The sequence below is a fragment of the Caulobacter sp. GW821-FHT09H08 genome, assembly GCF_059415885.1.
Map to the genome: position 1 here is coordinate 268589 of NZ_JBWKOC010000007.1, position 13351 is coordinate 281939.

Genomic DNA, 13351 nt, shown 5'->3' on the forward strand with positions numbered 1-13351 from the left:
AGGGCCGTCAGGCCCGGAGGGGGCCAGTAGGTGAAGGAATCCCATGTTTCCGGTGGGCCATTCCTAACTCGCCCCCTCCGGATGCTGCGCATCCTCCTCCCCCGGAGGGGGAAGAAGGTTGGCGACGTCCCCCGCCTGACCAAGGTCCTGATCGGCCTACTCGCCGCCGAGGTTGCCCTCTTCGCCCTCAGCGCCGCCTTCCCGCCGGACATGACCCGGGCCAGGCATTCCTCGCCGGTCACCCTCGACCGCCGAGGAACGTGGCTGCGGGCCCTGCCGGTCGAGGATGGCCGCTGGCGGATCCGCGCAGACCTCCAGCGCACCGACGACGCTTTCCAACGACGCCTGATCAAGGTCGAGGACGCGCGCTTCTACCTGCATCTCGGCGTCGATCCGCTGTCCCTGGTCCGCGCCGTCGGTTCGGCGGTGATCCACGGCCGGGTGACCTCCGGCGCCTCGACCCTGACCATGCAGACCGCGCGGCTGCTGGAGCCGCGTCCGCGCAATCTGGGCTCGAAGCTGGTCGAGATGGTCCGCGCCGTGCAGCTGGAGTCGCGGCTTTCCAAGCGCGAGATCCTGGCGCTGTACCTGACCCTGGCCCCCTATGGCGGCAACCTGGAAGGCGCCCGCGCCGCAAGCCTCAGCTATTTCGGCCACGAGCCGTCCAGCCTGACCGACGGCGAGCAGGCGATGCTGATCGCCCTGCCGCAGTCGCCGGAAGCCCGCCGTCCGGATCGTCGTCCGGAGTCCGCCCGGATCGCGCGCGCCTCGGTGCTGGCCAAGATGGTCCGGTCCGGTGTCCTGACCCAGGCGGCCGCCTACGAGGCCGGCAACGAGCCCCTGCCACATCGGACGCCGTTCCCGGCCCTGGCCTGGCACGTCGCTGGCGAGCTGGCCCGCAATGCGCCCGCCGGCCAGGCCAGCGTCGTCTCGACTCTCGACGCCGACCTCCAGGCCAAGCTGGAGCCGATGGCCGCCGCGGTCGCCGCCGCTCAAGGCCCCGACGCCACGACCGCGATCCTGGTGGTCGAGATCAGGAACCGCGCTGTCCGCGCCGCCGTCGGCTCGGCCGGCCGCGACCGGCCCGGCGGCTGGGTCGACATGACCCGCGCCCTGCGCTCGCCGGGCTCGGCCCTGAAGCCGTTCATCTACGCCATGGCGATGGACGACGGCATCGTCGCGGCCGACACCCAGCTGGCCGACAGCGCCACCCGCTTCGCCGACTACCAGCCCGAGAACTTCGACCGCGTCTTCCACGACAAGGTCACGGTGCGCGAGGCCCTGGCCCACTCGCTGAACGTCCCGGCCGTCGCCACCCTGGAGAAGCTGGGCCCCGAGGCCTTCGCCGGTCGCATCGAGGCGGCCGGCGCCCATCTGGCCCGACCCAAGGCCCAGCTGAAGGAGGCCGGCCTGGCCCTGGCCCTCGGCGGCGAGGGGATCACCTGGCGCGATCTGGTCATGCTCTACGCGGCGCTCGGCGATGGTGGCGTCGCCAAGCCGCTGGCCTGGACCGAGGCCGACGCCAAGACCCGCGAGCGCTCGAGCGGAACGCGTCTCGTCCGGCCGGAGTCCGCGCGCCAGATCCTGGACATCCTGCGCGAGGCCCCGGCCCCGCGCGGCCGCGCGCCCTCGGCCCTGACCCGAGGCGGGCCGTCGATGGCGTTCAAGACCGGCACCTCGTACGGCTTCCGCGACGCGGTGGCGGCGGGGGTGGTCGGCGGCTATGCGATCCTGGTCTGGACGGGCCGGGCCGATGGCGGCGCGCGCGGCGGCTTCACAGGACGCGACGCCGCCCTGCCGCTGCTGTTCGACGTCGCCGACGCCATCGGGGCCCCGACCTCGGCCCCGCGCCCGATCGCGCCCAAGGCCGCGCCGCTGGCGCTCCAGAAGCTGCAGGCCCAGAACGCCGGCCCGCGCCTGATCTTCCCGCCCGACGGCGCGTCGGTGCAGGTCGACGCCCTGGGCCCCAAGGCGCGCGGCCTCGTCCTCGCCGCCGAGGGCGAGGGCCTGACCTGGTATGTCGAGGGCGCGCCGCTGGATCCCGATCCGATCAGCGGCCGCGCGATCTGGAAGCCGACGGCGCCGGGCTTCTACAAGCTGGCGGTGGTCGACGCCCAGGGGCGTCGGGTGACCGCCAAGGTTCGGATCAGAGGCGGCTAGGGTCGGCCATCACCCGCTCGTAGTCCTCGAGGCTGGCGATCCCGATGTTGAGGTCGTTCACCAGGCCGTCGGCCAGCGAATAGACCCAGCCGTGCACGGCCAGCGACTGGCCCCGCGCCCAGGCGTCCTGGACGAAGACGTCGGCGGCGACGTTGCGGACCTGGCGGGCGACGTTCAGCTCGGTCAGGCGGTCGAGCATGGCGCGCTTCTCCGGGATCGCTTCCAGCTCGTGCTTGTGCTCGGCGTGGACCTCGCGGATCGGATGCAGCCAGTGGTCGACAAGACCCCGGCGCTGACCGTCGATGGCCGCCGCCACGCCGCCGCAGCCATAGTGGCCGACGACCATGACGTGCTTCACCTTCAGCACGTCGACCGCGAACTGCAGCACGGACAGATAGTTGGCGTCCTGCGGCGGGGCCAGGTTGGCGACGTTGCGGTGCACGAACAGCTCGCCCGGATCCAGGCCGACGATCTCGTTGGCCGGCACGCGGCTGTCGCTGCAGCCGATCCACAGATATTCGGGGCTCTGCTGGTTCTCCAGGCGCTTGAAGAACTCCGGGTCGATCTGGGTCTTGCTCTTCGACCAGGCGGCGTTGTTGGCTTTCAGGTCCTCAAGCATCTAGCGCTCCGGATGATGGTCGGGGTGGGCGGCGGCGATGGCCGGGTGCTTGGCCGCGCGGGCCGCGGCGGCCTGGATCGCCGGGAAGGGCGACAGGTCGACGGTGAATCGGTTGGCGTTGAACACCTGCGGCACCAGCAGGCAGTCGACCAGGCCCGGGGCGTCGCCGAACGCGAAGCCGCCCGAGTGCTTGGCCACCATCGGCTCCAGGGCCCGGAAGCCGTCGCTGATCCAGCGCGCGACCCAGGCGTTGCGGTCGGTCTCGCCGATCTCCAGCGCCGTCAGCTGGCGCAGGATGCGCAGGTTGTTCAGCGGATGGATGTCGCAGGCGATGATCTCGGCCATGCCGCGCACGATGGCGCGCTCATAGGCCGTGGACGGCAGCAGGGCGGGCTCGTGCGAGACCTCGTCCAGCCATTCCAGGATCGCCAGGCTCTGGGTCAGGGGACGGCCGTCGACCTCCAGGGTCGGGACCAGGGCCTGGGCGTTGAGGGCGCGGTAGTCGTCGCCGTGATGGGCGTTGGCCACTAGGTCCACGGGCCGCAGCTCATAGGGCAGGCCCTTCAGGTTCAGGCCGATCCGCACCCGATAGGGCGCGCTGGCGCGCTTGGCGCTGTGCAGGACGAGCTTCATATCCAGCCCCTAGACGAGCGTGAACTCAAGACGGCCGACGCCTTCGACCTCGCCGACGACCGTGTCGCCGCGAACGATGGCGGCGACGCCCTCGGGCGTGCCGGTGAAGATCAGGTCGCCGGCGGCCAGGGTCCACAGCTCGCTGGCCTTGGCGATGATTTCGCCGATGTTCCAGATCATGTCGCCGACCTGGCCGCGCTGACGCTCGACGCCGTTGACCGACAGGGTGACGGCGGCCTCGGGCGGGGGCTCGGCCATCACGCGGATCGCGGTGATCGGGGCGCTTTCGTCGAAGGCCTTGCCGGCCTCCCACGGATGGCCCTTGGCCTTGGCCGCGCCTTGCAGGTCGCGGCGGGTGAGGTCGACGCCGACCGCGTAGCCGAACACCGCTTCCAGCGCCTGCTCGGGCGTCAGATTCGCGCCGCCGCTCTTCAGGGCCACGACCAGCTCGATCTCGTGATGCAGGTCGCTGGTCGCCGGCGGATAGGCGATCTGGCCCTTCAGCGGCGCGACGGCGTCGGCGGGCTTCGAAAAGAAGAACGGCGGATCGCGGGTGTCGGCGCCCATTTCGCGGGCGTGGGCGGCGTAGTTTCGGCCCACGCACAGGATGCGCCGGACCGGAAACGCCGCGTCGGAACCCTCCACCGGGACCGTCGGGATCGCGTGCGGAGCAAAGGCGTAGGTCGTCATGGCGCTTCCTGTAGCGCCAAACGCGGTTCGCCAAAACCCTCGTCGCGCTCACGTCCTCGTTGGTCGAGCACAGGGTCGCGGCCGGCCGCAAAGTGGTCGTTGTTCAGAAATCCTGCGGTTGAACGCGGCGCCTAAACGTTCTTTCACTTGCCCGTGTCGCCGGCGTCGAGTCATGTCGCAGCTGGGGACATATTGGGCGACTTCTTGGGGGCAACAGGACGCACATGCTGATCATCGAGAATCTCACGCACGTCTATGGCAACGGGACGCGCGCCCTGGACGAGGTCAGCCTGACGATTCCACGCGGCATGTACGGCCTGCTGGGCCCGAACGGCGCCGGCAAGTCGACCCTGATGCGCACGATCGCGACGCTGCAGGCCCCGACCTCGGGCCACATTCGCTTCGGCGACATCGACGTGCTGAAGAACCCCGAACAGCTGCGCCGCACCCTGGGCTACCTGCCGCAGGACTTCGGTGTCTATCCGCGCGTCTCGGCCTACGACATGCTGGACCACATGGCGGTGCTCAAGGGCATCTCCGGCGCCAAGGAGCGCAAGGAGACGGTCGAGAACCTGCTGAACCAGGTGAACCTCTGGAACGTGCGCAAGAAGGCCATCGCCGGCTTCTCGGGCGGCATGCGCCAGCGCTTCGGCATCGCCCAGGCCCTGATCGGCGACCCGCGCCTGATCATCGTCGACGAGCCGACGGCCGGCCTCGACCCCGAGGAACGCAACCGCTTCCTGAACCTGCTGGCCGAGATCGGCGAGAACGTGGTGGTGATCCTCTCGACCCACATCGTCGAGGACGTCAGCGACCTCTGCCCGGCCATGGCCATCATCTGCGACGGCCGCATCGTGCGCGAGGGCGCGCCGACCGACCTGGTCACCCAGCTGAAGGGCAAGATCTGGAAGAAGGTCATCGACAAGGCCGAGCTGGACGGCGCCAAGGACCAGTACAAGGTCATCTCCACCCGCCTGCTCGGCGGTCGCACCGTCATCCACATCCTGTCGGACGATAATCCGGGCGCGGGCTTCACCCCGGTCGAGGGCGGGCTGGAGGATGTCTACTTCTCCACCCTCTCGACCACCCGGCGGGCGGCCTGACGGGGAGCGGCGCGATGTTTCGCAAGATCGCGGGCTTCGAGCTCCGCTACCAGCTGAAGTCGCCCGTCTTCTGGGTGGTGGCGACCATCTTCTTCCTGCTGACCTTCGGGGTCACCACGTCGAGCAATATCAGTATCGGTCTGGGTCCCAGCGACCATAGGAACGGACCGTTCGCGCTCGCGCAGAACCATCTGATCTTTTCGATCTTCTACATGTTCGTGACTACGGCCTTTGTCGCCAACGTGGTGGTGCGTGACGACGAGACCGGCTTCGGACCCATCCTGCGGTCCACCCAGGTCAAGAAGTTTGACTATCTCTACGGCCGGTTCACGGGCGCCTTTGTGGCGGCGGCGATCTCGTTCTTGGTGGTACCGCTGGCGGTCTGGATCGGCTCGTTCATGCCGTGGATCGATCCTGAGCGCTTGGGGTCGAACGATCTCCACGCCTATCTGTTCGCGTACTTCGCCCTGGCCCTGCCCTCGATCCTCCTGACCTCGGCGATCTTCTTCGCCCTGGCTACGATTACTCGGTCGATGATGTGGACCTACGTCGGCGTGATCGCCTTCATGGTCCTCTACATCATTGCGAGCATCGCGCTGGACCGGCCTGAATTCGCGACAGGGGCGGCGTACTGGGAACCACTCGGCACCGCCGCCTATGGGCTCGTCACCAAGTACTGGACGGCCAGCGAGCGCAACACCCTCATCCCGCCCTTCGCTGGCGCTCTGCTGTTCAACCGGGTCTTCGTGCTGGTCCTTTCGTCCGGCTTCCTGGCGCTGGCCTACAGCCTGTTCAATTTTCAGTCGGCCGAGTTGTCCGGCGTGCGCAAGGCCAAGAAAAAGGACGGGAAAGCGAAGGCTCAAGAGGATGCCGCCCCCGCGCCGCTGTCAGGCCCGATGCCGCAACCGCTGTTCGATCGCAAGACGGCCTGGGCCCAGCTGGTGGTCCGCACACGGCTCGACATGGGCCAAGTCTTCAAGAGCCCAGCCTATTTCGTATTGCTGTTCCTGGGTCTCGCCAACACGATGGGAGCGTTGTGGTTCGCGACGGACGCCGGCCGCTATGGCGGCGTGGTCTATCCCGTGACCAGAGTCCTTATCGATCCGCTGATGGGCTCGTTCGGTCTGATCCCGTGGATTATCGCCAATTACTATTCGGGCGAACTGGTCTGGCGGGAGCGCGAGAAAAAAACCCACGAGATCATCGATTCCACGCCGGTGCCTGACTGGGCCTTCGTCGCGCCCAAGACCCTCGCTATCAGCTTGGTGCTGGTCTCCACGCTGCTGATCAGCGTGCTGGCCGCGATCCTCAGCCAAGCCTTCCATGGCTACTTCAACTTCGAGATCGGCAAGTACCTGGTTTGGTACCTCGCTCCTCAAGCGATCTTTTTCATCCTGCTCGCGGTCCTGGCGGTCTTCCTCCAAGTCATCAGCCCCCACAAGTTCATTGGCTGGGGCCTGATGGTTCTGTTCATGGTGTCGAAGTTCGTGTTTCCGGGCCTCGGATGGGAGCACAAGCTCTATAACTACGCGTCTGGGACACTGGTCCCGCTTTCCGACATGAACGGCCTCGGCAAGTTCTGGATCGGCGCCTGGTGGATGCACGCGTATTGGATGGCCTTCGCGCTCGTCCTGCTGGTGCTGGCCTATGGCCTGTGGCGGCGCGGGACCGAGACCCGGCTGCTGCCGCGCCTGGCGCGTCTGCCCAGCCGCCTGCGTGGCGGGGCCGGCCTGGTGATGGGCGTCTCGGTGGCGGCCTTCGTCGCCCTGGGCGGCTTCATCTACGTCAACACCAACGTCTGGAACGACTACCGCACCCGGATCGACAACGAGAAGTGGCAGGCCGACTACGAGAAGACCCTGCTCTCGTTCGAGAACACGCCCCAGCCCAAGATCGTCTCGATGATGCTGGACGTGGACCTCAAGCCCCACGCGCCCAGCATCGAGACCAAGGGCGCTTACGTGATCGAGAACCGCACGGGCGCGGCGCTGAAGGAGATCCACGTCCGCTTCGACCGCGACCTGACCGTCAAGGGCCTGTCGATCGAGGGCGCGCGGCCCAAGAAGACCTACGAGAAGTTCAACTACCGCATCTTCGCCTTCGACACCCCGATGGAGCCGGGCGAGCAGCGCAAGATGAGCTTCATCACCCTGCGCGCCCAGCGCGGCTTCCCCAACAGCGGGCAGGAAGAGCGAGTTGTCGACAACGGGACCTTCGTGAACAACATGGAGATCGCGCCGATCCTGGGCATGTCGCGCGACGGCCTGCTCAGCGACCGCGCCAAGCGCCGCAAGTACGGCCTGCCGCCCGAGCGGCGCATGGCCAAGCTGGGCGACGTCGCCTCGATGCAGTTCAACGGCCTGCGCAAGGACGCCGACTTCGTCAGCTCCGACATCACCGTGACCACCGAGGCCGACCAGACGCCGATCGCGCCGGGCTACAAGGTCTCGGACACGGTCAAGAACGGCCGCCGGGTCGCCCGCTTCGTCACCGAGGCGCCGATCATGCCGTTCGTCTCGATCCAGTCGGCCCGCTACAAGGTGGCCGAGGAGACCTACAAGGGCGTCCAGCTGGCGGTCTATTACGACCCCCAGCACACCTGGAACATCGAGCGGATGAAGACCTCGATGAAGCGCTCGCTGGACTATATGAGCGTCAATTTCAGCCCGTATCAGTTCCGCCAACTGCGCTTCCAGGAGTTCCCGGACTACGCCCAGTTCGCCCAGTCGTTCGCCAATACGATCCCGTGGTCGGAGGGGATGTTCTTCATCTCCGACTACCGCGATCCGACCAAGATCGACATGGTCACCTATGTCGGCGCGCACGAGATCGGCCACCAGTGGTGGGCCCACCAGGTGATCGGCGCCGACCAGCAGGGCGGGGCCATGCTGAGCGAGACCTTCGCCCAGTACTCGGCGCTGATGGTGATGAAGCACACCTACGGCGAGGACCAGATCCGCAAGTTCCTGAAGTTCGAGCTGGATAGCTATCTGCGCGCGCGGGGCGGCGACGTCATTGACGAGCAGCCGCTCTACAAGGTCGAGAACCAGCCCTACGTCTATTACCGCAAGGGCTCGCTGGTCATGTACCGGCTGCAGAGCGAGGTCGGTGAGGAGACGGTCAACCGCGCCCTGCGCAAGCTGATCGCCAACCACGCCTTCAAGGGCGCGCCCTACCCGATCACGACCGACTTCCTGACGGCGCTCCGGGCGGAAGCTCCCGCCGACAAGCAGGCCCTGATCACCGACCTGTTCGAGAAGATCACCCTCTACGACCTGAAGACCAAGTCGGCGTCGGTGAAGAAGCGGGCCGACGGCAAGTTCGATGTCACGGTCACGATCGACGCTCAGAAGAAGTACGCAGACGGCAAGGGCAAGGAGACGGGCGCCGCGCTCGCCGAAAACATGGAGATCGGCCTCTTCACCACCAAGCCGGGCGACAAGGGCTTCGACGCCAAGGACGTAGTGCTCTACGAGCGCCGGCCGATCCGCTCGGGCGTGCAGACCTTCACCTTCACGGTGGCCAAGGCGCCGACCTTCGCGGGCATCGATCCCTACAACACGGTGATCGACCGCAACGGCGACGACAACACGGTCAAGGTGGGCGGGTGAGCGAGGCGATGAAGATGGACGCGGAAGCGCTGAACGCGTTCCTGCGTCGCGCCTTTCCCGACATCGATCCCGACCAGATCGCCTCGGTGGTCGAGGTCGGACCCGGGCGGGCGCTGCTGAAGCTGCCGCACCTGTCCCGGCATCTGCGGCCGGGCGGGGTGATCTCGGGACCGACCTTGATGGGCCTGGCCGACACGGCGGCCTATGCGGTGATCCTGGCGCACATCGGCGAGGTGGCCATGGCGGTGACCACCTCGCTCAACATTCATTTCCTGAGAGGGTGCAAGCCCGGCGATCTCTATGCCGAGGCCACCCTGCTCAAGCTCGGCCGCCGCATCGCGACGGCCGATGTCCTGATGTGGACGGAAGGGCGAGATCGGGCCGCCGCCAAGGCGACGGTGGCCTACGCCATTCCTTAGGAAGCTTACTGCTTCGCCTTCGCGACGTCCTCGCCGGTGTCGAAGCCCTTCTTCAGGCCCTCGGCCATGTTCAGGTGCTCCTGGACCTTCGGGGCCGTGGCGGCGGCGAAGGCCTTGATGGCGGCGGTGTCGCCGTCCTGGGCGTAGCGCTGCAGCAGGTTCAGGGCCGCCTGGTGGGCGTCGACCTGGCTGTCCGCGTACTTCTTGTCGAAGTCCTTGGCGTCGGCCTTGTTCAGGTCGTCCAGGTCATCCTGGGCGTCCTTCGACAGCATCGTCGGCAGGGTGATGGCCGCGCCCGAGGCGGCGATGGCCGTCTTCAGTTCCGCGCTGGTGGCCGTGTGGGCCTTTTCCATCATCGCGGCGAACTTCTTCACCTCCGGATTGGTCGAGCGCTTGGCGGCCAGCTTGGCGGCTTCGATCTCGAACATGTCGCTATCGGCGGCCTTCATGGCGAAGACGTCGGCCTTGGTCTCGTCGGCCGGGGTCGGCACGGTAGCGGCGGGGTTGGCGTCCGGCGTGGCGGCCTGTTCGGCCGGGGTGGCGGCGCCCTTGGTCTCATCGGCCTTCTGGCCGCAGGCAGCGAGGCTCAGCGCCGCGACGGCGGCGCCGACAATAAGAAAATGACGGGTCATGGCTGTCTTTCCCTGGGGTTCTTTTTGTACTGAGGGATGAAGGCGGCGCCGCGGTTCGCCGTCGTGCCGAATAAACATCACGGGCCTGTGATCGGTTCCGTGACCAGGGGGACAATCGACATGGCTGAAGGCCCGCTCTCCGGACTGCGCGTGATCGAGATGGGCTCGCTGATCGCGGGGCCCTTCTGCGGCCAGGTGCTGGGCGACTTCGGGGCCGAGGTCATCAAGCTGGAGGATCCCGGCGTCGGCGATCCGATGCGCCAGTGGGGGCGGTCCAAGCCCAAGGGCCTGTCGCCCTGGTGGCCGGTGATCGGCCGCAACAAGAAGTCCGTCACCCTCGACCTGCGCACCGAGGAGGGCCGCGACATCGCCCGCGCCCTGATCGCCAAGGCCGACGTGGTGGTCGAGAACTTCCGCCCCGGCACGCTGGAGAAGTGGGGCATGGGCTACGAGGCCCTGGCCAGGACCAATCCGGGCCTGGTGATGGCGCGGGTCTCGGGCTTCGGCCAGACGGGCCCCTATTCCAGCCGCGCCGGCTACGCCCTGGTCGGCGAGGCCATGGGCGGCCTGCGCCACATCACCGGCGAGCCCGACCGCAACCCCGCCCGCGCCGGCATCTCGATCGGCGACAGCCTGTCGGGCCTGAACGCCGCGCTCGGCGTGATGATGGCCCTGCACGCCCGCCAGCGGACCGGCAAGGGTCAGGTGGTCGACGCGGCCATCTACGAGAGCGTGCTGACGGTGATGGAGAACCTGATCACCGAATACGACCTGACCGGCTATGTCCGGGAACGGTCAGGGGCGGTGCTGCCCGGCATCGCGCCGTCGAACGTCTATCCGACCAAGTCCGGTGAGCTGGTGCTGATCGGCGCCAACCAGGACACCCTGTTCAAGCGCCTCTGCGACCTGATGGGCCGGCCTGACCTGGCCGAGGACGTCCGCTACCGCGACCACGCCGCGCGCGGCGTCCACCAGCACGAACTGGACGCCCGCATCGCAGCCTGGACCGCCGACCAGGAGATCGACGACCTGCTGCCCAGGCTGCAGGCCGCCGGCCTGGCCACGGGGCGCATCTATCGCGCGCCGGACATGATCGAGGATCCGCAGTTCGTCGCCCGGGAGTCTATCGTGACCGTGGCCCATCCGGTGTTCGGCCAGATCAAGATGCAGAACGCCTTCCCGAAACTGACCGAGACGCCAGGCGGCGTGCGCTGGCCGGGGCCGACCTTGGGCGAGCACACGGATGCGGTGTTGGCCGAGGTGGCGGGACTGAGCGCGGAGACGGTCGCGGGGCTGCGGGCGAAGGGGATCGTGGGCGCGGCTCCCCCCACCTGACCTCGCTTCGCGAGGTCGTCCGCCCCCGAAGGCGGGCGGAAGGAACGCAATGATCTTCTTCCCCCTCCGGGGGAGGCGCGCCGAAGGCGCGGAGGGGGCAAGTGCGCCGCTAAATCCGCCCCGTAACCCCCGCCACCGCGCGCGCGATCTGGTGGACGTTGTAGGGCTTCCTCACGATCGGCGCATCGAAGCCCATCGGCGCGGCCTTGTCGGCATAGCCGGTGGCGAACACGAACGGCCGCCCGATGCTGCGCAGGATCTCGGCCACCGGGGCGACCGACTGGCCGTTGAGGTCGGCGTCCAGCACGGCGACGTCGAAGTCCAGCTCGACCATCGACAGGGCCTCGCTGAGTTCGGCCGCGCAGCCGACCACCTCGACGCCGGCGTCTTCCAGCCCCGCTTCCAGCTCCAGGGCCAGCAGCAGGCTGTCCTCGACGATCAGCACCTTCAGACCGGCGATCGCGCCCGGCCGGACGGTCTCGTCGGCGGCGACCACGGTCTCGACGATGCGTTCCGGCGCCTCGGCGACGGGCTCGATCGGCAGGAAGTCGACCAGAGCTTCGGCCGCGCCCTGGATCATCGCGGTGACGCCGCTGGGCTTGTAGTGGATCCTGGCCGAGCCGCCGAGTTCACGGCCGGCGACGTCCTCGATCAGGGTCGCGCCGAAGCCCTTGGCCGTGGGGGCGGTGGCGGGCGGGCCGCCGGTTTCCAGCCACTCCAGGGCGAAGCCGCCTTCGGGCGTGCGACGCCAGACCACCTCGACCTTGCCGTGCTCGGTGGACAGCGAGCCGTAGCGCACGGCGTTGACCGCCAGCTCGTGCAGGGCCAGCGACAGCGCCGAGGCCGCGCGCGGCGTCAGGAACAGTTCCGGCCCGTCCCAGCGCGTCTGGGTCGGCGCCAGGCCGCCCAGCTCGGCCGCGGCGATCCGCGCCAGGGTGGCGCCGCGCCAGCGGGCGGCGGTCAGCAGGTCATGGGCCGAGCTCATCGACTTCAGCCGCGCGGCGAAGGTCTTCAGGAACACGTCCAGCGAGGCCGACTTGCGCGCCGACTGCGCCGCCACCGACTGGACGACGGCCAGCAGGTTCTTGATGCGGTGGTCCAGCTCGGTGACGAGGTTCTCGCGCTGCTCTTCCTCGGCCTTGCGCTCGGTGATGTCCTGGACAACGCCGATCAGGTAGGCGGGCGTACCGTCCGGCCCGGGCACCACGACGCCCGTGCCGTGGTTCCAGGTTTCGCGACCGTCCGGCCCCGTGGGGCGGCGATACTCGACATCGTACTGGCCGGTTTCCTTCAACTGCCTGTTGATCTCGTCCCGCGCCCAAAGCTGGTCGTCGGGATGCAGGTAGTCGAACAGCACTAGGCCGTTGCCAGCGGGCACCTCGCCCGGCTCGATGTTGGAGATCTTGGCCAGGCGCGGGCTGACGGTGATGATGTCGCGGGCGATGTCCCACTCGAACTCGCCCAGGCTGGCGGCGGTGATGGCCAGCTCCAGGCGCTCGCTCTCGAGATTGCGCGCGCCGCAGGGCCTGGCCGCCAGTTCGGTGGCGGCCAGATCGGCCAGATCCTCCAGGGCTTGCAGATCCTCGGCCGTGGCCGGTCCGCTGGCGCCGGGGCCTTCGACCACCAACGCGCCTAGAGCATGGCCTTCGGCGTCGCGGATCGGAACCGCCAGGCCGACCGGCGCGTCGGCGGCGACCACGCGCGCGGCCAGATCGCCCTCGCGCGAATCTTCGGCGCCGGCGTAGCCGACATAGCCCTTCCGCCAGACCCGGGTCTCGTCGACCAGGACGACGGCGGCCTTGGGGGCGTCGAAAAGCCGGGCGGCGAGGCGCGCGAGGCGCAGGAAATTGGGTTCGTTCGCGGGGCCGTCCAGGACGCCAAGGGCGCGCAAGGCGGCGAGACGAGCGGCTTCCTGGCGTTCGTCGCTGACGATGGTGGCGTCCTCCATGATTCGACCTTAGACCCGCTTCGCGTTTGGCGCGAGCGCCTTTGGAGAGGTCGATCGGACAGTCCGCCGAGGGCCTTCGGAGGGTGCTCGCGGGGATTCGCCAGTGGTGAAGCTTCAACCCCTGCGCTAATGTGGAACCGCAACGTCAAGCTCGGCGTTGACGGGGCGCAGCTTGAAGCGCCCGGTCGGTCGCGTCGCGAA

Annotated in this window: 10 protein-coding genes; 5 read left to right on the top strand and 5 right to left on the bottom strand. The window is 68.2% G+C overall.

From position 1 onward, the window contains the following. Positions 1 to 81 precede the first annotated feature (81 nt). Complete coding sequence (gene pbpC / locus AC07NN_RS23685) at positions 82 to 2160, top strand: penicillin-binding protein 1C (RefSeq protein WP_494646266.1); 2079 nt, start codon at positions 82 to 84, stop codon at positions 2158 to 2160. On the opposite strand, the gene AC07NN_RS23690 is transcribed toward pbpC, so the two are convergent. Genes AC07NN_RS23690 through AC07NN_RS23700 form a run of 3 tightly spaced genes read right to left on the bottom strand, consistent with a single transcriptional unit; the run spans position 2147 to position 4102 of the window. After that, positions 2147 to 2779, bottom strand: a complete 633-nt coding sequence (locus AC07NN_RS23690) for a carbonic anhydrase (protein WP_494646267.1) — start codon at positions 2777 to 2779, stop codon at positions 2147 to 2149. The genes pbpC and AC07NN_RS23690 overlap by 14 nt on opposite strands. Next, positions 2780 to 3412, bottom strand: coding sequence for a maleylacetoacetate isomerase (gene maiA, locus AC07NN_RS23695; protein WP_494646268.1), 633 nt, complete (start codon positions 3410 to 3412; stop codon positions 2780 to 2782). A gap of 9 nt (positions 3413 to 3421) precedes the next feature. After that, entirely contained in the window at positions 3422 to 4102 is a 681-nt protein-coding gene (locus AC07NN_RS23700) for a fumarylacetoacetate hydrolase family protein (protein ID WP_494646269.1), read from the bottom strand. Positions 4103 to 4326: 224 nt separating this feature from the next. On the opposite strand from AC07NN_RS23700, the gene AC07NN_RS23705 reads away from it, so the two are divergent. The 3 genes from AC07NN_RS23705 to AC07NN_RS23715 are packed head-to-tail and all read left to right on the top strand — an operon-like array spanning position 4327 to position 9235. Then, entirely contained in the window at positions 4327 to 5205 is an 879-nt protein-coding gene (locus AC07NN_RS23705) for an ABC transporter ATP-binding protein (protein WP_494646270.1), read from the top strand. Between the two features lie 14 nt (positions 5206 to 5219). Beyond that, positions 5220 to 8816 (top strand): ABC transporter permease/M1 family aminopeptidase, encoded by a 3597-nt coding sequence (locus AC07NN_RS23710; RefSeq protein WP_494646271.1) that lies wholly within the window; start codon positions 5220 to 5222, stop codon positions 8814 to 8816. 8 nt (positions 8817 to 8824) lie between these two features. Then, positions 8825 to 9235 carry a PaaI family thioesterase gene (locus tag AC07NN_RS23715; protein ID WP_494646272.1) on the top strand — a complete coding sequence of 137 codons (411 nt, stop codon included), beginning with the start codon at positions 8825 to 8827 and terminating at the stop codon, positions 9233 to 9235. A gap of 5 nt (positions 9236 to 9240) precedes the next feature. On the opposite strand, the gene AC07NN_RS23720 is transcribed toward AC07NN_RS23715, so the two are convergent. Further along, positions 9241 to 9867 carry a DUF4142 domain-containing protein gene (locus tag AC07NN_RS23720; RefSeq protein ID WP_494646273.1) on the bottom strand — a complete coding sequence of 209 codons (627 nt, stop codon included), beginning with the start codon at positions 9865 to 9867 and terminating at the stop codon, positions 9241 to 9243. A 120-nt stretch (positions 9868 to 9987) separates the two neighbouring features. Here AC07NN_RS23720 and AC07NN_RS23725 point away from each other — a divergent pair, with 120 nt between their 5' ends. Beyond that, on the top strand, positions 9988 to 11202 hold the full coding sequence (locus AC07NN_RS23725) for a CaiB/BaiF CoA transferase family protein (protein WP_494646274.1): 1215 nt from the start codon (positions 9988 to 9990) through the stop codon (positions 11200 to 11202). Between the two features lie 109 nt (positions 11203 to 11311). Here AC07NN_RS23725 and AC07NN_RS23730 read toward each other — a convergent pair whose 3' ends face one another. Continuing rightward, on the bottom strand, positions 11312 to 13150 hold the full coding sequence (locus AC07NN_RS23730) for an HWE histidine kinase domain-containing protein (protein WP_494646275.1): 1839 nt from the start codon (positions 13148 to 13150) through the stop codon (positions 11312 to 11314). Positions 13151 to 13351 lie beyond the last annotated feature (201 nt).